Source organism: Lysobacter sp. CA196 (assembly GCF_052078695.1).
Lineage (GTDB): Bacteria > Pseudomonadota > Gammaproteobacteria > Xanthomonadales > Xanthomonadaceae > Lysobacter.
Window position 1 is genome coordinate 40,641 of the sequence record NZ_JBQJIN010000006.1, and the last position, 23,360, is coordinate 64,000.

At 64.4% G+C, this 23,360-nt stretch carries 33 protein-coding genes and 1 other RNA gene; 23 read left to right on the plus strand and 11 right to left on the minus strand.

From position 1 onward, the window contains the following. Positions 1-2 precede the first annotated feature (2 nt). The 11 genes from ACTOWK_RS07670 to ACTOWK_RS07720 form a co-directional block, all read right to left on the minus strand. On the minus strand, positions 3-1,502 hold the full coding sequence (locus ACTOWK_RS07670; RefSeq protein WP_441329595.1) for a DUF935 domain-containing protein: 1,500 nt from the start codon (positions 1,500-1,502) through the stop codon (positions 3-5). Continuing rightward, entirely contained in the window at positions 1,499-3,112 is a 1,614-nt protein-coding gene (locus ACTOWK_RS07675) for a hypothetical protein (protein WP_441329596.1), read from the minus strand. Before ACTOWK_RS07675 ends, ACTOWK_RS07670 begins: the two co-directional genes overlap by 4 nt. Then, a complete protein-coding gene (locus tag ACTOWK_RS07680) occupies positions 3,112-3,636 on the minus strand; it encodes a DUF3486 family protein (RefSeq protein WP_441329597.1) in 525 nt (174 codons plus the stop codon). Before ACTOWK_RS07680 ends, ACTOWK_RS07675 begins: the two co-directional genes overlap by 1 nt. Before the next feature lie 3 nt (positions 3,637-3,639). Next, complete coding sequence (locus ACTOWK_RS07685; RefSeq protein WP_441329598.1) at positions 3,640-3,954, minus strand: hypothetical protein; 315 nt, start codon at positions 3,952-3,954, stop codon at positions 3,640-3,642. Continuing rightward, the gene (locus ACTOWK_RS07690) at positions 3,944-4,324 is read right to left on the minus strand and encodes a hypothetical protein (RefSeq protein WP_441329599.1); all 381 of its coding nucleotides are present in this window, start codon (positions 4,322-4,324) and stop codon (positions 3,944-3,946) included. Before ACTOWK_RS07690 ends, ACTOWK_RS07685 begins: the two co-directional genes overlap by 11 nt. Next, positions 4,321-4,680 (minus strand): hypothetical protein, encoded by a 360-nt coding sequence (locus ACTOWK_RS07695; protein WP_441329600.1) that lies wholly within the window; start codon positions 4,678-4,680, stop codon positions 4,321-4,323. The genes ACTOWK_RS07690 and ACTOWK_RS07695 overlap by 4 nt, the downstream gene beginning before the upstream one ends. Then, positions 4,677-5,351, minus strand: coding sequence for a hypothetical protein (locus tag ACTOWK_RS07700; RefSeq protein WP_441329601.1), 675 nt, complete (start codon positions 5,349-5,351; stop codon positions 4,677-4,679). Before ACTOWK_RS07700 ends, ACTOWK_RS07695 begins: the two co-directional genes overlap by 4 nt. Then, complete coding sequence (locus ACTOWK_RS07705; RefSeq protein WP_441329602.1) at positions 5,348-5,626, minus strand: DUF7940 domain-containing protein; 279 nt, start codon at positions 5,624-5,626, stop codon at positions 5,348-5,350. Before ACTOWK_RS07705 ends, ACTOWK_RS07700 begins: the two co-directional genes overlap by 4 nt. After that, on the minus strand, positions 5,623-6,180 hold the full coding sequence (locus ACTOWK_RS07710) for an N-acetylmuramoyl-L-alanine amidase (RefSeq protein ID WP_441329603.1): 558 nt from the start codon (positions 6,178-6,180) through the stop codon (positions 5,623-5,625). The genes ACTOWK_RS07705 and ACTOWK_RS07710 overlap by 4 nt, the downstream gene beginning before the upstream one ends. A gap of 74 nt (positions 6,181-6,254) precedes the next feature. Further along, the gene (locus ACTOWK_RS07715) at positions 6,255-6,770 is read right to left on the minus strand and encodes a hypothetical protein (RefSeq protein ID WP_441329604.1); all 516 of its coding nucleotides are present in this window, start codon (positions 6,768-6,770) and stop codon (positions 6,255-6,257) included. Positions 6,771-6,972: 202 nt separating this feature from the next. Further along, positions 6,973-7,437 carry a hypothetical protein gene (locus tag ACTOWK_RS07720; protein ID WP_441329605.1) on the minus strand — a complete coding sequence of 155 codons (465 nt, stop codon included), beginning with the start codon at positions 7,435-7,437 and terminating at the stop codon, positions 6,973-6,975. Positions 7,438-7,523: 86 nt separating this feature from the next. Between ACTOWK_RS07720 and ACTOWK_RS07725 the strand changes: the two genes are divergently transcribed. The 23 genes from ACTOWK_RS07725 (at position 7,524) to ACTOWK_RS07835 (ending at position 23,074) form a co-directional block, all read left to right on the plus strand. Further along, the gene (locus ACTOWK_RS07725) at positions 7,524-7,715 is read left to right on the plus strand and encodes a DNA-binding protein (protein ID WP_441329606.1); all 192 of its coding nucleotides are present in this window, start codon (positions 7,524-7,526) and stop codon (positions 7,713-7,715) included. Between the two features lie 26 nt (positions 7,716-7,741). After that, on the plus strand, positions 7,742-8,065 hold the full coding sequence (locus tag ACTOWK_RS07730; protein ID WP_441329607.1) for a hypothetical protein: 324 nt from the start codon (positions 7,742-7,744) through the stop codon (positions 8,063-8,065). Positions 8,066-8,076: 11 nt separating this feature from the next. Further along, positions 8,077-9,012 (plus strand): DUF3102 domain-containing protein, encoded by a 936-nt coding sequence (locus tag ACTOWK_RS07735; protein WP_441329608.1) that lies wholly within the window; start codon positions 8,077-8,079, stop codon positions 9,010-9,012. Positions 9,013-9,016: 4 nt separating this feature from the next. After that, positions 9,017-10,804, plus strand: coding sequence for a hypothetical protein (locus ACTOWK_RS07740; protein WP_441329609.1), 1,788 nt, complete (start codon positions 9,017-9,019; stop codon positions 10,802-10,804). Next, complete coding sequence (locus ACTOWK_RS07745) at positions 10,798-11,973, plus strand: ExeA family protein (protein WP_441329610.1); 1,176 nt, start codon at positions 10,798-10,800, stop codon at positions 11,971-11,973. Before ACTOWK_RS07740 ends, ACTOWK_RS07745 begins: the two co-directional genes overlap by 7 nt. Before the next feature lie 74 nt (positions 11,974-12,047). Then, positions 12,048-12,329: a hypothetical protein gene (locus tag ACTOWK_RS07750; RefSeq protein ID WP_441329611.1), complete on the plus strand. Its 282-nt coding sequence runs from the start codon at positions 12,048-12,050 to the stop codon at positions 12,327-12,329. Then, a complete protein-coding gene (locus tag ACTOWK_RS07755; RefSeq protein WP_441329612.1) occupies positions 12,322-12,528 on the plus strand; it encodes a hypothetical protein in 207 nt (68 codons plus the stop codon). Before ACTOWK_RS07750 ends, ACTOWK_RS07755 begins: the two co-directional genes overlap by 8 nt. Further along, positions 12,521-13,309 (plus strand): hypothetical protein, encoded by a 789-nt coding sequence (locus ACTOWK_RS07760; protein WP_441329613.1) that lies wholly within the window; start codon positions 12,521-12,523, stop codon positions 13,307-13,309. The genes ACTOWK_RS07755 and ACTOWK_RS07760 overlap by 8 nt, the downstream gene beginning before the upstream one ends. Beyond that, the gene (locus ACTOWK_RS07765) at positions 13,306-13,836 is read left to right on the plus strand and encodes a host-nuclease inhibitor Gam family protein (protein ID WP_441329614.1); all 531 of its coding nucleotides are present in this window, start codon (positions 13,306-13,308) and stop codon (positions 13,834-13,836) included. Before ACTOWK_RS07760 ends, ACTOWK_RS07765 begins: the two co-directional genes overlap by 4 nt. Further along, positions 13,830-14,030: a carbon storage regulator CsrA gene (gene csrA / locus ACTOWK_RS07770; protein WP_441329615.1), complete on the plus strand. Its 201-nt coding sequence runs from the start codon at positions 13,830-13,832 to the stop codon at positions 14,028-14,030. Before ACTOWK_RS07765 ends, csrA begins: the two co-directional genes overlap by 7 nt. After that, the gene (locus ACTOWK_RS07775; protein ID WP_441329616.1) at positions 14,017-14,427 is read left to right on the plus strand and encodes a hypothetical protein; all 411 of its coding nucleotides are present in this window, start codon (positions 14,017-14,019) and stop codon (positions 14,425-14,427) included. The genes csrA and ACTOWK_RS07775 overlap by 14 nt, the downstream gene beginning before the upstream one ends. Further along, the gene (locus tag ACTOWK_RS07780) at positions 14,424-14,789 is read left to right on the plus strand and encodes a hypothetical protein (protein ID WP_441329617.1); all 366 of its coding nucleotides are present in this window, start codon (positions 14,424-14,426) and stop codon (positions 14,787-14,789) included. The genes ACTOWK_RS07775 and ACTOWK_RS07780 overlap by 4 nt, the downstream gene beginning before the upstream one ends. Next, positions 14,786-15,016: a hypothetical protein gene (locus ACTOWK_RS07785; protein WP_441329618.1), complete on the plus strand. Its 231-nt coding sequence runs from the start codon at positions 14,786-14,788 to the stop codon at positions 15,014-15,016. The genes ACTOWK_RS07780 and ACTOWK_RS07785 overlap by 4 nt, the downstream gene beginning before the upstream one ends. After that, entirely contained in the window at positions 15,016-15,612 is a 597-nt protein-coding gene (locus ACTOWK_RS07790) for a hypothetical protein (protein WP_441329619.1), read from the plus strand. The genes ACTOWK_RS07785 and ACTOWK_RS07790 overlap by 1 nt, the downstream gene beginning before the upstream one ends. Positions 15,613-15,682: 70 nt before the next feature. Beyond that, a complete protein-coding gene (locus ACTOWK_RS07795; protein ID WP_441329620.1) occupies positions 15,683-15,955 on the plus strand; it encodes an HU family DNA-binding protein in 273 nt (90 codons plus the stop codon). Beyond that, an RNA gene (locus tag ACTOWK_RS07800) (hammerhead ribozyme type II) lies at positions 15,956-16,028 on the plus strand. Next, positions 16,026-16,475 (plus strand): gp16 family protein, encoded by a 450-nt coding sequence (locus ACTOWK_RS07805; protein ID WP_441329621.1) that lies wholly within the window; start codon positions 16,026-16,028, stop codon positions 16,473-16,475. Before ACTOWK_RS07800 ends, ACTOWK_RS07805 begins: the two co-directional genes overlap by 3 nt. After that, positions 16,462-16,830 carry a Mor transcription activator family protein gene (locus tag ACTOWK_RS07810; RefSeq protein ID WP_441329622.1) on the plus strand — a complete coding sequence of 123 codons (369 nt, stop codon included), beginning with the start codon at positions 16,462-16,464 and terminating at the stop codon, positions 16,828-16,830. Before ACTOWK_RS07805 ends, ACTOWK_RS07810 begins: the two co-directional genes overlap by 14 nt. A 91-nt stretch (positions 16,831-16,921) precedes the next feature. Next, positions 16,922-17,686 (plus strand): competence protein CoiA, encoded by a 765-nt coding sequence (locus ACTOWK_RS07815; RefSeq protein WP_441329623.1) that lies wholly within the window; start codon positions 16,922-16,924, stop codon positions 17,684-17,686. A gap of 535 nt (positions 17,687-18,221) precedes the next feature. Further along, positions 18,222-19,151 (plus strand): 50S ribosomal protein L3 N(5)-glutamine methyltransferase, encoded by a 930-nt coding sequence (gene prmB, locus ACTOWK_RS07820; protein WP_441329624.1) that lies wholly within the window; start codon positions 18,222-18,224, stop codon positions 19,149-19,151. Between the two features lie 651 nt (positions 19,152-19,802). Continuing rightward, positions 19,803-20,918 carry a chorismate synthase gene (gene aroC / locus ACTOWK_RS07825; RefSeq protein ID WP_441329625.1) on the plus strand — a complete coding sequence of 372 codons (1,116 nt, stop codon included), beginning with the start codon at positions 19,803-19,805 and terminating at the stop codon, positions 20,916-20,918. After that, the gene (locus ACTOWK_RS07830; RefSeq protein ID WP_441329626.1) at positions 20,905-21,945 is read left to right on the plus strand and encodes a 2-hydroxyacid dehydrogenase; all 1,041 of its coding nucleotides are present in this window, start codon (positions 20,905-20,907) and stop codon (positions 21,943-21,945) included. Before aroC ends, ACTOWK_RS07830 begins: the two co-directional genes overlap by 14 nt. A 106-nt stretch (positions 21,946-22,051) precedes the next feature. Next, on the plus strand, positions 22,052-23,074 hold the full coding sequence (locus ACTOWK_RS07835) for an aspartate-semialdehyde dehydrogenase (RefSeq protein WP_441329627.1): 1,023 nt from the start codon (positions 22,052-22,054) through the stop codon (positions 23,072-23,074). Positions 23,075-23,360: the final 286 nt, after the last annotated feature.

Genomic DNA, 23,360 nt, shown 5'->3' on the forward strand with positions numbered 1-23,360 from the left:
GATCACGCTCCGCTGGCGTCGGTGTCAGCCGAGATTCGGCCCCACACGTTGGCGACGAAGATGATGCGCGCCACGCGTTCCTGCAACGCGCCTGCATCCATCAGCGGAAACCAGCGAACCAAGCGCGCTTGCACCTCGACGGCGGTCAGCCCATCGCGCACCGCGTCGAATAGCGGGCGAAGCATCGGTTCAACGGCCTCCGTAAAGGCTGCGGATTCGTTAGCTTTGTCGAGTGCGGCATCCAGCGCGTCCTGGTCTGCGAATTCCGTACCCTCGGCGAACTCCAGCCCGGGGCTCGGTGGAAGGACGGGGCTGCCGCCAACCTCGACTTCGTCGTCGGCCAGCTTGTACCGGCGCTGGAAATAGACCTTGGTCAGCTTCGCCCCCGCTTTGGTCAGCTTCTCATCACGCTCAGCCAAACGTACATCGACGTCTTCCTGCTGCCACAGATTGAAGCGCGGACGCTGCGCGTCGCCGAAATTGACATCGACAACCCAGTCGATCAATTCGTTGACGACCTCGCACACGATCTCGGCGTCGCCGTCGCGGATATCCTCGGTGACTTCCAAGCCCGCCGTGGCTGACGCGCGCGTGCTGTCCTTCTCGGTGGATTGGTTCTGTCCCAGCAAAGCGATCGCGATCTCGGCCCGGCAGAACTCCAGCAGTTCCCGATAGACGCCGGCGCTGGCGCCTTTGCCGCCCGCGTCCAGAATCTCCACAGAACTGTCGTCGGGAATGACGGCGATCGCGTCCTGGACCATGTCGGCCAACCGATCCAGGAACGCGTCGGTTTCCTCGTCGTTCGTCCCGCGCGGTTGCTTGCCGACCAGGAAGGGCGACCCGTATTTCTCGGTAAACGCCACCCAAAATTTCAAACCGCCCTTCTTGAACACGGCCGGCCAGAACACGCGCGACAAGTCGGGGAAGCCGTAGGGATTCGCGTAGCTGGCTTCCTGCGTCGCCACCAGGAACTTGCGGGCCGGCACCGTCTCGCCGGCGGTGGGCTCGCGCGGCGTGCGCAAACGAAGCTCGTTGTCGCGGCCGAAGGCGAACCACTCGGGCGGCTTACCGACAACACGCGCGGGCAGCCACAATCCGCCCTCGGTCGCCCACACGACTTCCAGCGGCTGATAGCCGTATAGGGTCGCGTCCAGAATCTCCGGGATGAGCTTGGTCAACTTCAACCGTTCCAGCATCTGATCGATGACCTTGGCTACCCGGGCCTGAGTGCCCGCCCGCTCGATGCCGCGCTCCAGCGATCGCACCGCCGACTTACGGCGGCGCACGCATCCACCGATAGCGGCATCCGCCAACAGGTCGCGGTACACCGTCACGTCGCGGCCCAGCTTCTTCAGCACCGGGTCGGGATTTGGCAGGTACATCCCGCCACCAATTGCAGCGGCGCCGCGACTGCGCAGCGCTAGTTCGCCGGCCTCGGGGCGCTTCAGATCGGCGAAGCTGACAAAGTCGCGGGGCGACACGAACAGCCCTTTCGTGGTCATGCGTATCCCTTCATTAGCTGGACCGACTGGCGTCGCCGACGCGAGCGCACCTTCACCGGTCCTTTGTTCAATTCGAGCGTGACGTACCACGCTAGCGCCAACGCAATGACGAAGTCGCCGTGGCGCTGAATGTCCGGGTCTTTCAAGTCATCCCGCCGCAAGGTCGGCACCATCGGCACGCCGTCGACCGCCACCAAGTCCCGCAGATCGGCGGCGTGGTTGTCGTCGCGTGGAAGATCAAGCACACCGTCCTCGAATGCCCCAATTAGGCGCGGCATGAACTGTCCGTACCACGTCCGGCTCAGTTTGATCTGATGAACCCGGCCGCGCCCGTAGCGGTCAGCGGTGTACTCGGCCAAGGTTTCGCCGTTGCCGCCGGCGTCCATCGCGGCGCCTATCCAGCGCGGCAGCCGTTCCAGCACCGCCCACAGGATTTGCTCCTGTTGTCGGGTCGGCACGTTGTGCATCTCCACCACGAACGGCACGCGGCGACGGCGGTCCGGCAGCACTTCGATCGGGCAGATAACACTGAAGTCCCGGTGGCGGGCGAAGTCCTGGCCGAGTCCATGCCGGTGATCGTGGTTCAGCGCGGCCAGCACCGGATGCACATGCAACCTAATCCATTCATCGCACCACGCTCGGCGCCAGGATTCGGACCGCTCCACGAAGCTGTCGTCCAGCACCAGGCGCAACACCGGGCGGTCTTCCAGCATCGCATCGTCGATCCAGACGCCGGGAATGCATACGCCGCCACCGTCGCGGGGAATGACGTCCAGTTCCTCCCGCATCGCAGCCTTGCGCGGGCCGTACTTGGCCCGAATGTCCTTGTACCAGGACTCCTTACCTTCGGTCGTGGCCGGCTTGCCGGTCATGAGACAAACGCGCTCGTACAAGCCGTTGGCCACCGCTTGGTCGAAGCCTACCGTGTACACCGCCGCGTCGTCGCCGTAGAGACCGGCTTCGATGTCCTTGACCAGCTGGTTGAACGGATTGTTCTTTCCGTTGTGCGATGAGATCACCACGATCTCGCCCCCCCAGATCGACAACGCCGACGCTGCGTCGAGCACGCCCTCTACATCCGGGTGGAACGCGGCTTCGTCGATCACGACCTTGCCCTGCAAGCCGCGCAGGTTCGCCGGCCGCGACGACAGCGACGAGATCTGAAACCCGGACGAAAAACGGATGCGATGGGCGGTGATATGGCGGGTCCGGCCGTTCTCGTCCTGATCCTCGAACAAGAATTCCTCGATCTGCGATACGCCCTGGCCCTGCGCCTGCGCGATAACGCGGGCGAACTTTGCGCAGTAGCCGATGAACTCCAGGCCCTTTTCTTTGGTATCGCCGATATAGAACACGTTCTGGCCGCCGGCGGACTTCCGCGACGCTGCCAGGAGCGTGTCGTCCAGCGCTTCGGCGAAGGTGATGCCGGTGCGCCGTCCTTTCGCGCTGACCTTCAAACCCGCGCGCAATGCCAGCCATTCGCGCTGGTGCGCCATCAGCACACCGTCGGCCAGCGGGTTGAGGTTGAACGGGACTTCGCGGGCACTCGCGGGAAGTTCTTCCCACTCGACCACCCGTAAAGTGCTTTTGAGCGGCGCGACCGTCGTCATCAGCCGACGCCCAGCACCTTGGCGCGCCAGAACTCGACCTGAGCCTCATCCATCCCTTGGGCGCGGGCGGCATTGCCTACCGCGTCGGCGGCATCACGCAACGCCTGCTCGCGCGCCTGCCGGGCGTGCTTCTTCTGTTCCATCGACGCCCGCACCAACTGCGCCACGGCCTTGGTGATGGAGGCGAGATTGACGTTCTTTCGGTCCACGCCCTTCATTTCCCGCAGGATCGTGAACAGTTCGGTCTGGAGCATCCGAACCAAGCCGGCATCCAGCGCACCCTCGTCGTCGGGGCTGGCCTCGATAAACGCCTTAGCCTGATCCGTCGCCAGCTTTACCGCTTCCAACTTGTGCTGGAAGTCGCTGCCGTACTCGGCCAAAGCGGATTTACTGATCTGGTAGCCGCGCGCGGTCAACTCGTCGCACAGTTCCTGATAGCGGCTGAAGTTGTTACCGATCAGCGCCGAGTCCAGCCATTCCTTGACCTCCTTGGGCCAAGCCAGCACTTTCTTACGCGGCGGCACGGCTTAGCTCACCCAATACTTGGGCGGACGCGCAATGCCCGGGCCGCATTCGGACGCGTACTCGACGCAGTCCACGCCTTGGTGAGTCAGCGCGGCATGCCAGCGTCCGATCGGCTTGCGCTCGATCTCAACCAACCCGCGATCTTCCAGGTAGTCCAGTTCGCGCCGGACTTCCATCTGGCTCGTATCCGAGTACATGTCGCGGGCGATATCGAAAATCATTTCCTCCGGCGCGCCCACCGGTCGCCCTCGGTCCAACACCGAGAGAATCAGCCAGCGCAAACCCTCGCGCCGAACCTTCGCGTGATCAATTGCCATTCCTTGCCCCCTGTATCTGTAGCTGTTCCACCCGCTGCATCACTGCATCGAGCTTGTGTTCGATCACGACTTGTCCGCGTATGAAGTCCTCGCGCTGCGTGTAGCGCATCGGCAAATCCGCTTTGAACTCCAGGAAGGTGCGTTCGATCTGGCGCCATTCCTCGCGGTCGCGGTTGGTTTGCTGCTCGAATCCATCCATGCGGTCGGACAGCGTGTCGAAGCGGTCGCCCATCTTTTCGTCGATGGCGCCCAGGCGCGTGGCCAACCATCGCTCGGCCTGCTTGAGCGCGATCATGGCGATCGCGCCGAAGGAGCCGATGATGAAAACCAGCAGGCTGATCAAATGCCCGATGTCGAATTCGACCTTCACGATTCGCACCCCGAATAGGTCGGCGAATCGGCAGTGGAACACTCGTTGTACGAAGGGCAACACGGCGCGGGTGTGCTGTTGTCGGGCACGCTCACGCCCGGCAGCTGCATCGATGGGGGCCAGACATCTACCGGGAAGTTCGAGCGGCCGTCCGATGGAACAGCGGCATGCCGATCAAACCCGGCGAGCGATCCAGGTTCCCAGCGATAACCACCTTCTTGGTGGGTCGAATCGGCTGGGGCACGACGGCGGATGGGGCGCGGCAGCGGGCGGGACGCGGTGATCGCCCAGGCGGCCAACACGGCGGCAATCAACAGACCCGAGACAAGAACAATGAGAACGTCGGCCACGGTCACGGCGAGGCCTCCGGGGTCTGAACGTCGATCAGTGCGGTGACCTGGGCTTCGAGGGCGCGGCATCGTTCGCCGTAGTCGGCGATGTGGGCGAGGATGTCGGCGGGTGCGAGACCCGTCGCCAATAGTTCGGCGTCAGCGCCGGCGGCGGTGATGGCCGCTGGGTCAAGGCCGGCGGCAGCGAAGGCCGGGGCGGCGGGAATGCCGAGGGCAAGGTTGTAGTCGCGCACGAAGCCAGCAGTGAACACAGCAACGGGAGCAGGCACAGGCGTGCCGCCCGGTATCGGGAGATAGTCACGGGTGACACGGTCGATCCTCTGGAGTAGTTGCGAGCGCTCGCGTGCAGCGAGGTCTTTCTGGTTCTGGAGTTGCGTGGTCAACGCGTGCCCGCGTTGCACCTGAGCGGCGTAGGCGCGCAGTGCGGCCGCCTGTGCCTCAACCAGCGCCCGCGCCTGGGCGGTGGCGCGGGTCGCTTGTTCGGTGCGAAGACCGTCGATTTCAGGCTGTCTCTCGCGACGACCGGCGGCTTGACCGTCGCGGAAGGCGATCAGATAGCCGGCGCCGAGCAGCAGAGCGGACAGCAACACGACGGCGAGAGCGACCAGGGCGCGGCGGATACGCATGCGCACGCTGGCCGGCAGCGCGCGATAAGCGGTGGAGGCGGCCCCGATCACGGTGCATCCTCCGATCGGCCGGACAGACGCGACACCCAGGCGTCGACCGTTTGCGGAAGGTGCAACCCTTGGGACGTCACGACCCGCAGCGCGGCGTTCACCAGCGGCAGCACCAGCGCAACGTAGAGATAGAAATCACCGGGCACGATCTGGCGCAGTACATCCAAACCGGATTCCAAAGCCACCAGCACTGCTGCCAACAGATTCACCCACAACGTCCAGCTGCGATGCCACGGCTTCTTGTTGGGCGCCGTGGCGGTTGTTCCGGCCGTCATCCTTCGCGGCCTCCGTTCAGGATGTTGAGCGCGTCCGGTGTCATGCCTTGAGACAGCCACCGCGACACATCGAAACCCGGGCACGTCTTCAGCCAGTCGATCGATGTGATGCGGCCGTCGCCGTTCTTGTCGGGCGACAGATCGCGGTGACCACAGACGCGAGCAGCCGGGTACTTGCGGCGTAGAGTCACGACCAGTTCGACCAGCGCCACCCATTGTTCCGGGCTGTACCGGTCCGTCCCGATCAGGCAAATGCCCACGGAATTCGCGTTGTGGCCGACAGCATGCGCGCCGACCTCATCGAGGTGGCGACCCGTGGCGACGGCGCCAGTCGTATAGACGAGATAGTGGTAGCCGATCGCACCGAGGCGCGAGTTCTGCCGGCGCCGCCAATCCAGGTTGCGCTTGAACGGCGGCTTTCGAGTTCGGTGCATCTCGTCGATGACATCGACGGCCGCCATGTATCCGGGTTGGCCGGGCAGTCCCCGGAACAGCGGATGTCCGTTCGGCGTGGCCGAACAGTGAATTACGATGTGATCGATCTTGCGCGGCATGACCGCCCCTGGTTTCAAGTTCCCTGCAACGATGCAGGGAACCGGGGGCGGTTTCCGCTAAAGCGCTTTAGAGACTACGACTCGGTGATCGCTCGTGCACAGAACGCAGCCGCTTCGGTGGCATTGTCGCCGTCTGCGCAGAACTCACGAACAATAGTTGTACCTGCTCGCTTTTCCGGATAGTCAATTGACGATGCCAAATTCATGAAGTCCCAGGCGGTGAATGCGCCACCATCGAAATTCATGCGTCGAATCTCTGCAGCGTCATACCTTAGGGCAACAGCGGGACCCTCAGAAGCGTTTCCGTATTGATCCGCCAGCGGAACGATCACGTTGAAGACAACCTGCTCTGACGCGATGAAGACCTTTCGTTTTTGCAGATCGCGCGCGGCCTTAAAGGCTGTATCCGCGCCATCGAACATGAGCGCCGAACCGCTGAAACTCACTGACGGCTTGATTCCTACCGCCCAGACCGCTTCCGGCCCATCAGCGTTGACCGTTACAGACACGATGTCATTACTTACGGCCCTGACCTCATCGTGGGGCGCGGGCGCTTCGACCGGCTGAGGGCTCTCTTCCATGCCTTTCACAGAACCATTCCCGGGTGAAGGGCTGCCGCAAGCGGTGACGCATGCCACTGCCACTCCGAAGAACGCCGACCTCATACGCCGTTCCTCCCACGCAAGCGTCCGATCTGCCGGCCGTGCAGTTCGTCAAATGAGCGGTAATAGACGTCGGCCTTGTCTATGTGGTGTCCCACGGCGTGGGCCGCAAGCGCATTGAAAATCTGCATCACTTTTTGCTTCCTCGTTCCTTGTTGGATAACTCTCTTCCGACCGCTTGGCCTACTTCCTGTTGAAAGACCTGCGGGACGGCGCTGCTCCCTTCCGAGCGTAGTCGCTGCAATTCGTCGCGAACCATGACTGCGTTCTTCGTGGCGATACCGAACAGGAGCAGTTGCAGCGCACGTTGGTCGTCTATTGGCAGATCAAGGCTGACGACGGTATCTGTCGCGAGCTTGACGAAGTCCAGCAGTCGCTCGGTGTTACCTGCCCGTTCAACCGCCGTCGTTCCATAGAGCACGTAGTCCACGTCTAACTGCGGTGCGCGCTGTTTCAGCGCCAGAAGCTCCTCCTTCGGGAAGGAGCCGCGCTCCTTCCGCCCGTGGAATGCCCGTGCGGAGAGACCGAGCGCCTCGGCGACCTCTTTATCGGATCGGACGGACAACTGCTGCTTTAACCGCAGCAGCTGGCTCAAAAAATCTTCCATAAGACCCCTTGACACTTCCCTTTATGGTAATTAAATTACCATATCGGGATTAATTGAACATATGAGGTAACGAAATGACCCCTTCGCAACTCAAGGCAAAGTTCCGCCGTGAGGGCCGGACCTTTACCGACTGGGCCCGCGAGAACGGCTTCAAGCCGGACCAAGTCAGCCGCGTCATCAACGGTCGGTCGCCAGCCAACTACGGCAAGGCGCACCAGATCGCTGTCGCCCTGGGCCTGAAACCCAAGTCCGAAGCCGCCATCTGACCACCCCTCATTAGGAGTTCGCAACCGTGCCGAAGACACAGAACAGCACTTCTGCAATTTCCAGCGCCGGCCAGCGTGTTCTACGCGTGTTCAAGGCGCTCAAAGGCTATTCCATCGAAGGCGTCAGTAACGGCGATCTTGCCCGGGGCCTGAGTGATAGCCCCGCCAACGTTACCCGCGCCCTGGCCACGCTGATCGAGGAAGGCCTCGCCATCAAGCTGGAAAACGGCCGCTTCGCGCATTCCGTTCAAACCCTCCAGATCGCATTCGCCCATGCCGCGGCGGTCGATCGCATCCAAGCCCGCGTCTCCGAACTCCAGCAGCGCCTCGCTGCCGGCGTTCATCGTTGAAGGAACCCCGTATGGCCCGCGCAAAAAACCAGCCAGCAAACGCTATCGAAACTCCCGTCGTCTCGGCGGACACCACGCAGCAACAGAATCAAATGGCCGTCATCACCGGGCAGATCGCCGAACAGTTCGGCGATGGCATGCCTTACGAGCGCGGTCGGATCGTCAACGAAACCCGGTTCTATATCGCGCAAAGCTGCGAGGCCATGCTGGAGGTCGGAAAGCGGCTAATCCAGATCAAGGAGAACGAACCGCACGGCGAATTCGTTGGCATCGTGGAAGGCAGTCTCGGAATCGAGGCGCGCGTCGCGCGCCGAATGATGCAGGCCGCCGTGAAGTACCTGGGCGCGGATGTCGCCGGAGCCGCAAAACGGTCAGCGCTGTCCGTTTTGGGGAAGACGAAGCTGTACGAACTGATGGTCCTCGATGACGAGGAGCTCGACGCCCTGGCAGACGGTGGCACGGTGGCGGGCCTGCGCCAGGACGAGATCGACCGCATGTCGTCGCGGGAACTGCGCGAAGCGCTTCGCAAGGCCAAGCAGGAACGGGCCGAGGACCGCGAGACGCACGGCCGCCTGCTCGCCAAGAAGGACGAGCGAATCAATCAGCTGGATCGCAAGCTCGCCGAGGCCGAGACTGCAAAGCAAGCCCCGAATCGCCGCGAAGCCGAGCGCCAGGACGCCGAAGCGGCCCTGCTCGCCAAACTCCAGAACAGCGCGATGAAGCTGTACGGCGAGATTGCGCCGTTTGCGCAGGACGTGGCCGATTGCTTGGAAGGCGCGCCCTCTGACTCGTCCAGCACCGCCGTGACCACGACCGTGCAGTGGCTGTTCCAGCGGATCAACGAAGTTGCTCTCGCGCATACGATTCCGGTCGATTTCGCCGAGATGGTGACCCCGTCGTGGATGCGGGACGCGGTGTCCGCGAACCGTGCGGACACGGGGGTCTAAAACCATGAGCGCGAACCTCGCCGAACTGGACTATCTGCGGGGACTGGCCGAGCGCTTGAGCGAGGCCCGTCATGGATCGAAGCGCACGGTGGTCGAGACCGCCGCCAACTTCTTGGGGTGCAGCGTGAACGACGTGTATCGAAAGCTGAAACGCGTTGGTTGTGCGTCCGAGCGCAAGCCGCGTTCGGATCGAGGCACCACCAGCGTGCCGGAGGATGTGGCGCGCAAGGCCGCCGGCATGGTGCGCATGGCGCAGCGCGCCAATGGAAAACAGACGCTGACCATCAAGGATTCGTTATCGATCCTGCAGGCCAATGGCTACGGCGCCGTCGATACGAGCACGGGTGAGGTTACGCCGGTCGACGTTTCGCCCACGACGTTGGCTCGCGCCATGCGCGTGTATGACTGCCATCCCAAACAACTCGCGGTGCCGAGCGCGCACACCGTTCAGCGCAGTCTCCACCCGAACCACGTTTGGCAGATCGACGCCTCGGTGTGCGTGATCTTCTATTTGCCGCGCGGCGGCATGCAGATCATGGAAGAAAAGGAGTTCTACAAGAACAAGCCGAAGAATCTTGCCCGTGTCGAACGCGACCGCGTCATCCGCTACGTCATCACGGACCACACCAGCGGCAACTTCTACTTGGAGTACGTCCTCGGCGCCGAGACCGCCGAGAACCTGATCCAGGTGTTTCTCAACGCGATTCAATATCGCGGCACTGACGATCCGTTCCACGGCGTCCCGCTGATTCTCATGATGGACATGGGCGCGGCCAATACCAGCGGCCTCTTTCGCAATCTGCTCAAGCGCTTGAAGGTGATGGATATCGCGCACTTGCCGGGCAATCCTCGCGCCAACGGGCAGGTCGAAAAGCACCAGGACATCATCGAGCGATCGTTCGAAGGTCGCTTAGCCTTCCAGCGCGTGGATTCGCTGGAGCAGTTGAACACGCAAGCCACCGGCTGGCGCAAATACTTCTGCGGCTCGGCGGTGCATTCCCGCCACGGGCGCACGCGCAATGCGGTGTGGATGACCATCCGCGAGGATCAGCTGCGTCTGGCGCCCGCACCGGAGCTGTGCCGCGATCTGGTTACGACCCATCCGGTGGAGGCGACCGTGCGCGGCGATCTGACGGTCGCCCAGTCCCTCAAACGGTTCGGCCGCAACCGCTACGACTTGCGCTTCATTCCGGGCGTCATGCCGAAACAGAAGGTGCAGGTGGTGGTGAACCCCTATCGGGCGCCGGCGATCGACGTCGTGGTCACCGACGGCAAGGGCCAGGAAAGCCTCTACACCGTCGAACCGATGGCCCAGGACGATCACCATTTCCCGCTGTCGGCGCCAGTGATCGGAGAACGATTCCGCGCCATGCCCGAATCGGATTCCGATCACAGCCGGACCCTCATCAACCGAGACGCCTACGGCGTCGATACCGAACGGGAGGTGGATGCGGCACGCAAGGCACGCACGCCCGCGTTCGAAGGCCAGTTCAACGTCATGGCCGACGTGGAACAGGCGCCGCTGCCGGACTACTTGCCCCGCCGTGGTCGCGATCTCGGGCTCGACAGTCGGCACCGCGAACTGGTGCCGCTCAATCACGTCGACGCTGCTAAACAGCTTAAAGCCGCGCTGGGCGACGCCTGGACGCGAGAGCACTTCGGCTGGCTGCAACAGCGCTATCCCGATGGTGTACCCGTGGATGCAATCGCACAGATCGCGTCCGAACTTTCCAAACCGACCCGGATCGTTGCGCCGTTGCGCGTGGTCAAAGCAGGGGGTGAGTCGTGCTGAACGTCAAAGCGCTTGTTGAACGCCTGGGTCTGTCCCAGCAGAAGCTGGCCGACGCAATGAAGCTATCCGGCGGCACCCTCGCTCAGATCGTCAATCACGAAATCTGGCCCAAGCGCACCGAGCGCGAGGTGCTAGTGGATCGCGCCAACCATTTCCTGCGGAGCAACGGCGCGACGGATGCCGACCTGCGTACCGCCTTCAAGACCGCCGTCGTAACGCAACCCAGCGTAGCCACGGACGCCCCCACCGAGGAGGAACCCCCGATGTTGATTCGTCACCAATCGCTCAACCCTGCCGCCAAGCGGTATTTCGGTCTCTTTCGCGACCCATTCAATGGCGACATCAACTCGCACGACGACGTGTTCGCGAGCCCGGACATCCGCTACGTTCGCGAGGCGATGTTCCAGACGGCAAAGCACGGCGGCTTCGTCGCGATCTACGGCGAAAGCGGCGCCGGTAAAAGCACGCTGCGCCGCGACTTGCTCGATCGAATCGCCCGCGAGCAGTTGGATATCGTCGCCATCGAGCCGTATGTGCTGGGCATGGAAGACAACGACATCAAGGGAAAAACCTTGAAGTCCACGCATATCGCCGAAGCCGTGCTGCGGGCGGCCGCGCCGTTGGAAGGACCGAAGTCCAGTCCCGAGGCGCGCTTCGACCAGATTCATCGCGTGCTGCGTGATTCCGGTCGCGCAGGCAAGTCGCATGTGCTGATCATCGAAGAAGCGCACAGCCTGCCGATCTTGACCATCAAGCACTTGAAGCGGTTCTTCGAACTGGAGGACGGATTCAAGCGACTGCTCGGCGTCATCCTGATCGGCCAGAACGAACTGCGGCTGAAGCTGGACGAACGCAACCCGCAGGTGCGCGAGGTCGTGCAGCGCTGCGAATTGATCGAACTCGCGCCGCTAGGCGCGCGCATGGAGGACTACCTCAAGTTCAAGTTCGACCGCCTCGGTAAGCCGCTCGCGGATGTCGTTGACGAGTCTGGCCTGGGCGCGCTGCGCGATCGGCTGACTGTTTCGAACGGGCGCCGCAGTGGTCACGGGCAAGACAGCACCTCGCTGCTGTACCCACTCGCCATCAACAACCTGTTGGCCGCCAGCATGAACCTCGCCGCCGAGTTGGGCGCACCGCGTGTCACCGCCGACGTGGTCCGCGAAGTATGAGCCCGTATCCCAATCGCCGCGCCTTCGGCGCCCCCATCACCGGGCGGCCCGCCGCTCACTACCCGGAAGACCGCATGAATCCCAACACCCACCGGGTCTACGAGAAGACCCGCGACGTCATCGGCGCATTGTTCGCGCTCAACGACGCGAACGCCGATGTGTCGCGCATCGAAATCACCGCCGAGCGACCGCTGATCATTTTGCACGCGCGCCCGCAGCGCACGCCGTCCGCTGCGTTCGGCTTCACCTATCGCCGCTACCGGATTTTCGGTGTGAAACGCGGCTTCGAACTGGCCGGTTGCCGGGTCCAGTGGGTCGAACCGCGTTTCGGCCGAAAAGGAGGGCTGTATGTCTAAGCCTGATTTCGTGGTTGTGCGCGCCGAACTGCTCAACGACGCCGAAGTGTTTGTCGCCGAGCTCGGGGCAATGCAGTACGCCGAAGCGCGGGCGACTGCCGAGCGCAAAACCTATTTGGTCCTGGAAGTGTCGAGCGAACGACGCGTTGTTCAACTGCCGCAAGCGGCAACCTGCCTGGAGGTGCCGGCTCATGACTAAGTCTGCGCTGTCCGACGCGGTCCTCCACGCGCTGGCCGGATTTGGCACTTCGTCGGCCACCTTGGCCGAGATCATGGATGTACTGGACTATCCCGGCGCGGCCCGCGCCGAGGTCTCCAGTTGCCTGACCAAGTTGTGGGACAGCGGCGCCGTCGTGTCTCGGCTGGATAGTGGCAAGGTGAACTATTGCGTCGCGGCGCCGGATGCCGCTGGTTCGGCCTCTTGCGAACCGATCACCGCACCGCCAATCGAGGTTGTGCGCGCCCCGGCACTCAAGGCGGCAACGCTGGCGGGAGAAGTCCGTCGCGTTCTCGCCTCGGGCGAGCGCCTGACGGCCGCCAGGGTGCGTGAACGGGTCCAGGTGAAGGCGTCGGCGACACGGGTCAGTGCCGCGCTGCTGCAGTTGTTCGGCAGCGGCGAGGCCGAGCGCGAAGCGGACGCCACCGGCCGGTGGGCGTATTGGCGCACGGCGCCGGCGGCGCCAATTGAGGTCGTCCGCGCGATGCCCGCCGCTGAATCCAGACCCGAGCAGACAGCCGCTGTCGATCGCCTTCTGCCCCCGCCGCCGCCCGTACCGCTGGCGGCAGCCACGGCGGTTATCGCCGACCCGCTCGGTTTGGCTGCGCGTTTCGACGCCGTCATCGATGACGTCGAGGCGCTGGTCACCGACGCGTTCGATGCCGGTTTCCCGGCCACCGTGTTGAAGCACCTCACCGCCGCCGCCTTTGACTTGGCGCGTGCACACCGTCGTCTCCCTTCGGAAGGAACCCGCCCCGCATGACCAACATGACGCAAATCGAGGAAACCGCACGCCGCTACGCGGCAATGCGCGATGACCTCGGCGCCGCCATCAACACCATGAACATCGCGTTCGAAGCGATCAAGACCGAGCACCTGGACCGTGTGCGCGCCGCGCTGCGCGATTTCAACACCGCCGAGGACGAGCTGCATGCGTTGCTTCTGCGCGCGTCGGAGTTGTTCGCGAAGCCGAGAACGCGCGTGTTCCACGGCGTCAAGGTCGGATTTCAGAAGGGCAAAGGCGGCCTCGCGATCAAGGACGAAACCCGCACGGTAGCGCTGATCCGTAAACACCTGCACGACCAAGCGGATGCCCTGATCCGAGTGACGGAGAAACCGGTCAAGGACGCCCTGCAGCAGTTGGAGGCGGTGACGCTCAAGAAGATCGGCGTCGAGATCGTCAGCGCCACCGACGACGTCGTCATCCGCGCGACCGACACCGACCTGGACAAATACATCAAAGCGCTGCGCGGCGACGCCGGCCTGACCGAGGAGAGTTCCGAATGCTAGTTCTGACGCGACGTGTTGGCGAAACCCTGATCATCGGCGATGACATCACCCTGACGGTGCTGTCCGTGTGCGGGAATCAAGTCCGGATCGGCACCACTGCGCCGAAGAATGTGTCTGTTCACCGCGAGGAAGTGTATCGGCGCACTCAACCCCAAGGAAACGCGAAGGAGGGCGGCCAGCATGGCGGTCAGTAATGAGGTAAGCCCGCCGGCGGCATCGGTTCCCCGGGCTGATCGTCATCGCGCGGGTCGTAACGCCCAGGCCGATGCCCGCCGCTCTTTCGTGAAGTTGCTTGGCGTCTACGCGACCAAGGTCACGCTGCAAGCCAACGCACTCGCGGCGCGAGCAAAGCGGATCGGACCGGCGCGCATGGCCGCCGGCCGGATGGCCCGGGAGGCATCTAACCTGGACACGGCCGCCCGGCTCCTGCGCGAGGCGGCGGATCGTTTGGCGCCCCCGATCAGCGATGCGCAGCGCAGCGCCATCCGCGCGGCGTTGGCGGAACGTTGGCCCGAGGAGTCGCCCGTGGAGATTGACAGGGACGTGACCGCCGTTTGCGATGCGCTCCAGGTGCTGAGGGGCGCGCGTTGAAATTGCGCCACGCCATTACCCCTACGGATAACCGGCCGGCATCGCCCGGCCCTTCGACCCACGCGGCTGTCGAGACGCAGAACGGGGCTCGTGCGGTAGCAGCCCCCGATGCCGCCATATTGGCTGAACTCAATCGCTTGGCGGTTGCCATCGCGGATGCTGCCGCGCGAAGCGATATCGAGCTGAACTGTAGCTACTCCGTCGATTCGGCTGGGGTGGTCTGGTACGACACCGAGTATCTGGCGCCGGGTTGTGACCCCGAGATGATCCACACGGCGCGGCGCTATTTGCAGCTCCGATGCGCGGTACGTGTCCATTCCATCCACAGCGGGACCGTGGCCTTCCCGGGGGTGCCGGAATGACGGTGGACACCGCGCACTACCTGTTGCGTGTAGCCGACCGGACGTTCCGCATCGGCTATTCGACCCGGGGCCACCGACAGGCGTTTCGCAGCGGTGCCGTTGCCCGCTGCGAGGGACGGCCCGAACGCGCCCCGTTCGGTGCCGGCAATCGCTTGCACCGCAGTCTGCGCGGTGCGTGGCTCGATGGTTACCGCCAGATGCAGGCGAGCGAAACGGGACCGCGCTGATGGTGCAGATGACGTGCCCCTGCTGCTTCACGGAATTTCCGGTGGAAGCGGGTCTTGCGGAGGCGGACGGTAAGCGATTGGCGGCCGCACTCGGCGTCCTCAATCCGGACTTGGTGCGCGCTTTGTTTTCCTACCTGCGGTTGCACAAGCCCGCGCAGCGTGCGCTGTCGCAGCACAAAGCGCTGAATCTCGCGAACGAGTTCACCGAGTGGGTGACCAGCGGTGAAGTACGTCGAAACGGCGTATCGCGGCCGGCGCCACTGGCGATCTGGTCGCAGGCGATCGAGCAGATGAGCGAGGGGCGCGCCAATCTCCGGCTGCCGCTGAAGGGTCATGGCTATCTGCTGGAGGTGGTATTCGCGCTGGCCGATCGGGCCGATGCGGAGCAAGAGCGCACACGCGAACAACGCACACGCGAAGGCCGGCATTTGGAATCAAGCACGCCGCGCAATCACGACGGCTCGGATGACACCGAGCGCAGGGAAGCGTTTCAGAACGTTATTTACGACATCACCCACCGGCTCCGTTTCGAGCAGATCACCGAAGACGAGGCCAAGCGGCTTCGCGATGAGGCCCGAAAGAAATACGGCTTTTGAACCCAACCGGCAGCGGGGTGCTGCGCCGTCGGCCATACGAATCCCAGCACCATCTTCCTAGGAACCCATGATGACCAAGCAAGACCTGATCAACGCTCTGTCCGACCAGACCGACCTCACCAAGACCGATTGCGGCCGCCTGCTCGACGGATTGGTGGTCGTGCTCCACGACACCCTCAACCGCGGCGGCGAGGTGTCGCTGCCGGGCGTCGGTAAGTTCGCCGTCAAGCAGCGGGGCGCCCGCCAGGGCCGCAACCCGCAGACCGGCGAAAGCGTGGCGATCGCCGCGAAGACGGTGCCGGTGTTCTCGGCCGCCAAGGGCTTGAAGGACGCTGTCGCCTGATTGCGAAACGCTGGGGGCTTCGGCCCCTGGTGTCTGCCGGGCGTGGTGGTCCGGTACTGATGAGCAGCCCATGACCCGAAAAGCCCCGCCCAACCGCGCCCACCTGATCAAGCTGATCCATGTGGCCAAGCGCGCGCTGGACATGGATGACGACACCTATCGCATGGCGCTGGTCGCCGGCGGGGGCGCCGCGTCCTGCGCGGCCATGAGCGATGCGGCCCTCCAGCGCACCCTGAAACACTTTCGGACGATCGGATTCGTCAGCACTGGCGGGCGGTCTCAAGCCACCCGTCGCCCTGCCGATGATCCACAATCGCGCAAAATCCGGTCCCTGTGGTTGCAGCTCAATGCGGTCAGCGCTGTCCGGAATGCCTCCGAGGCCGCCCTAGCTGCGTTCGTTAAGCGGATGACCGGGGTGGATGCCCTGGACTGGCTGAGCACCCAACAGGCCAGCCGGGTGATCGAGGAACTGAAGGCGTGGTTGCGCCGAACCGGCGGAGACCCCAATGGCCAAGGGTGAGCGCGGCCCCAATTCACTGGACTTCTTTTCCGAAGTGGCCGGGCAGGCACAAGGCTTGCTGCTGGAGCACGATGTCTGCACGCCTGAGGCGGCGCGACTGATCGGCCATGAGCTGGGCCAGCGGCTGGCCGATCTATGGGGCGGCCAGAGCCTATACATTCCCCAGGGCGTTTCCCTGCGCGTGTTGCCGATCCATGCGGAAATCTACCAGCGGTTCAACGGGCGCAACGCCCCGGAACTAGCCCGCGAATACGGGCTGTCGATTCAATGGGTGTACGTCGTCATCAAGCGCATGCGCCGACGGGATCGGACGCAGCCGGACCTGTTCGACGGGACCGATGCCGGCCTTCTCTGACCGCCTAGTGGTGTACCGAAGGCGCTCCGCTTGATGCGCCTGAGCCCATGTTATTTTGGTCGGGAAAGCCCGATCACATGGAGGTCAGAAGGTGCTCACCGCGATTTGTCAGCCCGGCCAAACGAAGGTCGAAGCTCGGAACGTATCGAAAGCCGACGGCCCGTTTATCTGCCCCACGTGCCGCAAGGACGTGATCGTCAGTAAGGGGCTCATTCGCATCCATCACTTTAGACACAAACCTCCGGTCACTTGCTACCGGGGCCGGGGTGAGTCACAGCAGCATCTTGCCGCGAAGCAAGCTATTTACGATGCCCTGCTGGTGCAAGCCGGCGTCGCGGATTTGGAGCTCGAAAAGGACTTCGGTGTTTCGGTGGCGGATGTCTATGCGCGCATCTCGGGCGTCCCGGTCGCGATCGAAATTCAGAAGAGCAATCTCAGCGTCGCCGATATCACCGCGCGAACTCTGAACTACCATCGGCTCGGCATCGCGGTACTTTGGCTGGGACTTTGGAACCCTGAACTTGGAAGCTTGAAGTACCGGCCCAAGGCCTGGGAGCGCTGGTGCCACGCCGCATACTTCGGCCGTGTCTTCTACTGGGCCGGGGGGGAAACCATTCGCCCAGTTCAATTCGCTCCATTCTCAACTTATGTCGAGGAGCGAACTTGGTACGAGTCCGGTGGTTACGAACAGAGCGCGGGCGGGTATTCAAAGCGGTCAAAGGCGTTTCGCACCCCTAGACGGGGAACGGATCACCGTATCTCCGGTGACTTCGTTCGTCGGCTAAATGATGGATTCCGGGGCGGATCGGTGTCCGTCCCCCGATGCACGCTTTACGCCAGCAATAAGAAGAACTAACCACGGCCCCTATCGGCGGGGTGAGGGAATGGACAATGCGGTATTGGTTGAAGTTGTTGGGGCAACTTGCGGCGCTCGCGGTGGCCTGTAGCTTCATCGTCGTGCCCTTGTCTCGACGGGCGGATGATGCCCTTCGCGCAGACGCCCTAGGCGCTTTGGCCATCTTCGGGCTCGGGTTTGCTATCGGGTACTGGTGGGCGAAGCGAGGCGGGCAGCGGGTGCCCCCGAAGGGTTCGGAAGGCGGCGAGTAGCCCCGGGGCGCCTTATCACATCCTGTAAAGCCGTTGCAATTTGCCCTCCGTTCTCTTCCAGTTTCATCCGGCTTAGTCCGATTTATCTCTTACTTTCCCTTCCATTTATCCCGAAGGGGATCAGTTGCCGAACCCCGAGTCCCGAGTCCCGAACCCCGAACCCCGAACCCCGAACCCCGACTCCCGACTCCCGAGTCCCGAGTCCCGAGTCCCGAGTCCCGAGTCCCGAGTCCCGAACTACATCACCCGCTATACTGCGCGCCTTGTTTTGCCCTGGACCCGCCGTGCCCGCTTCCGCCTCCTTCGAACAGCTGACCCTCGTCGACCTGATCCGCTACGGCGCCAGCCGCTTCGGCGCGGCCGGGCTGACCTTCGGCCACAGCTACGACAACGCGCTGGACGAGGCCACCCAGTTGGTCCTGCACACGCTGCACCTGCCGCACGACCTGAGCCCGGTGTACGGCGCCGGCCGTGTGACCAGCGAAGAAAAGGCCAAGGTGCTGGAACTGTTCGAGCGCCGCGTCAATGAGCGCATCCCGGCCGCCTACCTGACCGGCGAGGCCTGGTTCGCCGGGTTGAGCTTCAAGAGCGACCGTCGCGCCCTGGTGCCGCGTTCGCCGATCGCCGAACTGATCGAGTCGGGCTTCGAGCCCTGGCTCGGCGGCCGCGAGGTCGAGCGCGCCCTGGACCTGTGCACCGGTTCGGGCTGCATCGCCATCGCTACCGGGCATTACCACCCCGATTGGCAGGTGGTCGGCGCCGACATCAACGACGACGCGCTGTCGCTGGCCAGCGAGAACAAGGCGCGCCTGCACGCCGACAACGTCGAGTTGCGCAAGTCGGACCTGTTCAAGGGACTGCAGGGCGAGGTCTTCGATCTGATCGTGACCAATCCGCCCTACGTCACCAACGACGAGACCGACGCGCTGCCGAAGGAATATTCCTACGAGCCCGAGCTCGGCCTGCGCGCCGGCGACGACGGCCTGGACCTGGCGTTGAAGATCCTGCGCGATGCGCCCGATCACCTCAGCGAGCACGGTCTGCTGATCTGCGAAGTCGGCGAAGCCGAACGCGCCCTGGTCGAGCTGCTGCCGCAACTGCCGCTGGCCTGGGTCGAGTTCAAGGTCGGCCAGATGGGCATTTTCGTGGCCGAGCGCCACGACCTCGTCGAACACCACGACGAAATCAAACGACTCGCCGACGCGCGCGGTTGAGCGTGCGTCGGCGGCCGGTGGCGGGCGACGCGTCGCGTCCCCGCAGCGCCTGAACGCTGATCCAGCACGCGCCAGGCGCCAGACCGACCGGAATCCGCAAGCGCCCCGCGGCGTCTGCATCGGTTCGCAGACTCGCGGATACCCCGGCGTAGGGTCGCCGTCCACGCCGCCGGACACCTCGTCGATCACCTCGTCGCATCGCGGCATCGCTCATCGTTGCAGCGGAAACCTGCGCCGTCGGCTATGGTGGACGACGTAGGTCGCGTCGGCAGTTCGCGCGAGATCGGTGTCTGCGGCACATTAGCCTCTCGATCGGTTTTTCCTCACATTCGGGGAAATTCGAGATGAGGCAGATGTCGGATGAGACTGATGTCGCAGACGATGCGTGTCGCCGTCGCATGCCCGCGCGGTCGGCCGGCATAGAATCCGCTGTCCTCGATCGCCGCCGCCCGCGATGCGCGAAGCCGCGTCACCGCTGCGTCATACCATCGGCGTAGGCAGGTGGCTGCGTTCGGTGCGCGTCGCGATGGCGTCGGCGCATGACGCACCATGCCGCCGCGCATCGGCACGGGCATCGCATCGGCGAGGCCCGCACCGGGCTCGCGCAACCCCCACGCCGGACGTGACCGGCACGCATCAGGACTTCGATCAGTGGCCAGCAACAGCTTTGGAAAGCTTTTCACGGTGACGACCTTCGGCGAGAGCCACGGTCCGGCGATCGGCTGCGTGATCGACGGTTGCCCTCCGGGCCTGGAGATCGCGCCGGAGGAATTCCGCCGCGACCTCGACCGTCGCGCCACCGGGCGCACCCGCCACACCTCGCAGCGTCAGGAAAGCGACGACATCGAAATCCTCAGCGGCGTCTACCAGGGCCGCACCACCGGCACCCCTATCGCACTGTTGATCCGCAACACCGACGCGCGCAGCAAGGACTACGGTTCGATCGCCGAGCAGTTCCGACCCGGCCACGCCGACTACAGCTATTGGCAGAAGTACGGCCTGCGCGATCCGCGCGGCGGTGGGCGTTCGTCGGCGCGCGAAACCACCATGCGCGTGGCCGCCGGGGTGATCGCCAAGAAGTGGTTGGCCGAACGCTACGGCGTGACCGTGCAGGGTTTCATGTCGCAGATCGGCGAAATCGTGCCGACCGCTTACGATCTGTCCGCTGTCGAAGAGAACCCGTTCTTCTGGCCCGCCGCGACTCAGGTCGGGGAGCTCGAGACCTACATGGACGCGCTGCGCAAGTCCGGCGACTCGGTCGGCGCGCGCGTCGACGTGATCGCCGACGGTCTGCCGCCGGGTTGGGGCGAGCCGATCTACGGCAAGCTCGACGGCGACCTCGCCGCGGCCCTGATGAGCATCAACGCAGTCAAGGGCGTGGAGATCGGCGACGGCTTCGCGGTCGTCGCTTCCAAGGGCAGCGAGCATCGCGACGAGCTGTCGCGCTCCGGCTTCGCCAGCAACCACGCCGGCGGCATCCTCGGCGGCATCAGCACCGGCCAGCAGTTGCGTTGCTCGACCGCGTTCAAGCCGACCTCGAGCCTGCGCCTGCCGGTTCGCAGCGTCGACATCCACGGCAACGAAGTCGAAGTGATCACCACCGGCCGCCACGACCCCTGCGTCGGCATCCGCGCCACCCCGATCTGCGAGGCCATGGTCGCGCTGGTGCTGATCGACCAGGCCCTGCGTCACCGCGCCCAGTGCGGCGACGTCGGCGTGGTCAGCCCGCGCATCCCGCTGGAACTGGAGAGCGATGCCGATGCCTGAGCGGCCGCGGGTCTGGGTTTCGCAACCCTTGTTCGACGACGTCGTGGCGCGCTTGCGCGAGCATTTCGACGTCGTCGCGACCGCGCGCGTGACCCAGCACGGCCCCGAAGCGATCGCCGCCGCGCTGCGCGAAGCCGACGGCGCCTTGGTCACGCTCAACGACCCGATCGGTGCGGCCCAGGTCGCCGGCGCCACCCGCCTGCGTGCGATCGCCAACGTCGGGGTGGGCTACAACAACCTCGACCTGCCGGAGCTGACCGCGGCCGGCGTATTGGTCACCAACACGCCGGACGTGCTGACCGAAACCACGGCCGACTTCGGTTGGGCCTTGATGATGGCCGCGGCTCGGCGGATCAGCGAAGCCGAGCATTGGTTGCGCGACGGCCAGTGGCGGCAGTGGAGTTTCGATTCGCTGCTCGGCGGCGACGTGCACGGCACCACCCTGGGCATCCTCGGCATGGGCCGGATCGGCCAGGCCATCGCGCGCCGCGCCGCCGGTTTCCGCATGCGCGTGCTGTACCACAACCGCAGCCGCCTGCCCGAAGCGGTCGAACGCGAGTCGGCCGCGAGCTACGTCGGCTTCGAGGAACTGCTGACACGCGCCGATCACCTGGTCCTGGTGCTGCCGTACTCGCCCCAGTCGCATCATCTGATCGACGCCGCCGCGCTGGCGCGGATGCAGCCGCACGCGACCCTGACCAACATCGCCCGCGGCGGCATCGTCGACGAGGACGCGCTGGCCGATGCGCTCGAACACGGGCGCCTGGCCGCGGCCGGTCTGGACGTGTTCGAGGGCGAGCCGGCGCTCAACCCGCGCCTGCTCGCGCTGCGCAACGTCGTGTTGACCCCGCATATCGCCAGCGGCAGCCTGGCCACCCGCCGCGCCATGGTCGCGCTGGCGGTGGACAATCTGATCGCGGCGTTGGGCTACGGCGCCGATGCCGGCCGCCCGCCGTCGCCGCTGAACGCCGCGCAGCTCGCCGAGCGCGCCGGCGGCCGCACAATAGGCATGCAGGGCGCGCGATGAAGGCGCCGCCCGCGACCAGGCTTTTCCGGCGCCCCGCGCGCCGACCCGAGCAACATCCGCCGGAAATGGGTCCGGCGGCCCCCACAAGTCAGGTAAATAGGAACAGATGAACGCCAAGACGTCCTGCAATGTCGCTGTCGTCGGTGCCACCGGCGCAGTCGGTGAAACCATGCTGAAGGTGCTGGCCGAGCGCAAATTCCCGATCGGTCAGCTGCATGTGTTGGCGAGCGAACGCTCGGCGGGCGAGAAAATCCAGTTCGACGGCAAAACCATCGTGGTCCAGGACCTGGCGAAATTCGACCCGAGCGGCGTCGACATCGCGCTGTTCTCGGCCGGCGGTTCGGTGTCCAAGGAGTACGCGCCGAAGTTCGCCGCGGCCGGTGCGGTGGTGATCGACAACTCGTCCGCGTTCCGCTACCAGGACGACGTGCCGCTGGTGGTCAGCGAGGTCAATCCGGAAGCGGCCAAGCATCGTCCGCTCGGCATCATCGCCAATCCGAACTGCTCGACCATGCAGTTGATGGTCGCGTTGGCGCCGATCCATCGCAAGGCGAAGCTCGAACGCATCAACATCGCCACCTACCAGTCGGTCTCGGGCACCGGCAAGCGCGCGATGGAAGAGCTTGGCAAGCAGACTGCGGCGCTGCTGAACTTCCAGGAAGCCAAGGCCGAGGTCTATCCGGTGCAGATCGCCTTCAACGTGATCCCGCACGGCGGCGACTTCACCGACAACGGCTACACCACCGAAGAGATGAAGCTGGTCTGGGAGACCCGCAAGATTCTCGGCGACGACAGCATCGGCGTGAACGCGACGGTGGTGCGGGTGCCGGTGTTCTACGGCCACTCCGAGGCGGTGCACATCGAGACCCGCGACAAGCTCAGCGCCGCCGATGCGCGCGCGCTGCTCGAACAGGCCCCGGGCCTGGTCGTGGTCGACGACCCGGTCGGCGGCGGATATCCGACGCCGGTCACGCACGCTTCGGGACAGGATCCGGTTTTCGTCGGCCGTATCCGCGACGACATTTCGCATCCGCGCGGTTTGTCGCTGTGGGTGGTATCCGACAACATCCGCAAGGGCGCGGCGACCAACGCCGTGCAACTGGCGGAGCTGGTCTGGAACGAAGGTTGAGCCCCGCGGCGCAATGATTGAAGTACGGATCGGGCCCTGCGGGGCCCGATTTTTTTGCGCAATGCGCACGGTTGGGGCCGTGCCGTGGGCCGGTATCGCCGGATATGAGCCGGGCTGCTGGCGTCGACCGGCCGATGTGGTGCACTCTGCGCAGACACGGGTCGACGGCGATGCGCCAGGCATCGGGTCGAGTCGGTTCAGGCGATCGGATGCCGATCGAACGCCGAATCGAAGGCCGACCTTCATCGCCGCGTTGCGCATTCCGCCCGCCGACCGCTAGAGTCGC

Coding starts and splice junctions, on each gene's coding strand:
- ACTOWK_RS07710 (WP_441329603.1), bottom strand. CDS start 6,180: ATGCCGCGCAAGATCGATCACATCGTAATTCACTGTTCGGCCACGCCG.
- ACTOWK_RS07725 (WP_441329606.1), top strand. CDS start 7,524: ATGACCCCTTCGCAACTCAAGGCAAAGTTCCGCCGTGAGGGCCGGACC.
- ACTOWK_RS07830 (WP_441329626.1), top strand. CDS start 20,905: ATGCCGATGCCTGAGCGGCCGCGGGTCTGGGTTTCGCAACCCTTGTTC.
- ACTOWK_RS07805 (WP_441329621.1), top strand. CDS start 16,026: ATGACCCGAAAAGCCCCGCCCAACCGCGCCCACCTGATCAAGCTGATC.
- ACTOWK_RS07685 (WP_441329598.1), bottom strand. CDS start 3,954: ATGGCAATTGATCACGCGAAGGTTCGGCGCGAGGGTTTGCGCTGGCTG.
- ACTOWK_RS07675 (WP_441329596.1), bottom strand. CDS start 3,112: ATGACGACGGTCGCGCCGCTCAAAAGCACTTTACGGGTGGTCGAGTGG.
- ACTOWK_RS07755 (WP_441329612.1), top strand. CDS start 12,322: ATGTCTAAGCCTGATTTCGTGGTTGTGCGCGCCGAACTGCTCAACGAC.
- ACTOWK_RS07670 (WP_441329595.1), bottom strand. CDS start 1,502: ATGACCACGAAAGGGCTGTTCGTGTCGCCCCGCGACTTTGTCAGCTTC.
- ACTOWK_RS07835 (WP_441329627.1), top strand. CDS start 22,052: ATGAACGCCAAGACGTCCTGCAATGTCGCTGTCGTCGGTGCCACCGGC.
- ACTOWK_RS07760 (WP_441329613.1), top strand. CDS start 12,521: ATGACTAAGTCTGCGCTGTCCGACGCGGTCCTCCACGCGCTGGCCGGA.
- ACTOWK_RS07810 (WP_441329622.1), top strand. CDS start 16,462: ATGGCCAAGGGTGAGCGCGGCCCCAATTCACTGGACTTCTTTTCCGAA.
- ACTOWK_RS07740 (WP_441329609.1), top strand. CDS start 9,017: ATGAGCGCGAACCTCGCCGAACTGGACTATCTGCGGGGACTGGCCGAG.
- ACTOWK_RS07750 (WP_441329611.1), top strand. CDS start 12,048: ATGAATCCCAACACCCACCGGGTCTACGAGAAGACCCGCGACGTCATC.
- ACTOWK_RS07705 (WP_441329602.1), bottom strand. CDS start 5,626: ATGACGGCCGGAACAACCGCCACGGCGCCCAACAAGAAGCCGTGGCAT.
- ACTOWK_RS07775 (WP_441329616.1), top strand. CDS start 14,017: ATGGCGGTCAGTAATGAGGTAAGCCCGCCGGCGGCATCGGTTCCCCGG.
- ACTOWK_RS07735 (WP_441329608.1), top strand. CDS start 8,077: ATGGCCCGCGCAAAAAACCAGCCAGCAAACGCTATCGAAACTCCCGTC.
- ACTOWK_RS07785 (WP_441329618.1), top strand. CDS start 14,786: ATGACGGTGGACACCGCGCACTACCTGTTGCGTGTAGCCGACCGGACG.
- csrA (WP_441329615.1), top strand. CDS start 13,830: ATGCTAGTTCTGACGCGACGTGTTGGCGAAACCCTGATCATCGGCGAT.
- ACTOWK_RS07765 (WP_441329614.1), top strand. CDS start 13,306: ATGACCAACATGACGCAAATCGAGGAAACCGCACGCCGCTACGCGGCA.
- ACTOWK_RS07790 (WP_441329619.1), top strand. CDS start 15,016: ATGGTGCAGATGACGTGCCCCTGCTGCTTCACGGAATTTCCGGTGGAA.
- ACTOWK_RS07795 (WP_441329620.1), top strand. CDS start 15,683: ATGACCAAGCAAGACCTGATCAACGCTCTGTCCGACCAGACCGACCTC.